The sequence below is a fragment of the Sulfitobacter sp. UBA4523 genome (assembly GCF_002388305.1).
Classification (GTDB): Bacteria; Pseudomonadota; Alphaproteobacteria; order Rhodobacterales; family Rhodobacteraceae; genus Sulfitobacter; species Sulfitobacter pontiacus.
On the sequence record NZ_DGMH01000024.1, the window covers coordinates 208,681 to 209,040 of the forward strand.

A 360-nucleotide genomic window follows, 5' to 3' on the forward strand; every position below is an offset into this window, starting at 1 on the left:
ACCCACGACCAAGAGGAAGCGATGACCGTCGCGAGCCGCGTGGCTGTGATGGACGAAGGGCAGATCATCCAGGTCGCGACGCCAGGAGGTATCTACGAAGCACCTAATTCCGTCTACGTCGCTGACTTCATCGGTGACGTGAACATTATCTCTGGCACGGTGAAGCCCGCGGGCGAAAATATGTACCACCTTGATTGGGTCGCGAATGAGGCCCCCTTGCTTGCGGCATCAGAACGCCCCTTTAGCGATGGGCAGGAAGCTCATCTTGCGATCCGACCGGAGAAGATCGCCATTTCTACCGAGAAGCCGACAGAAATGAAGAACGCAGTTAAGGGCTCCGTTCTGGACATCGCATATCTT

1 pseudogene is annotated in these 360 nt (G+C 56.1%); it reads left to right on the forward strand.

Annotated features, from left to right (window positions below):
* Window positions 1-360: pseudogene (locus tag B3849_RS06845) on the forward strand (polyamine ABC transporter ATP-binding protein); the annotation flags it as partial.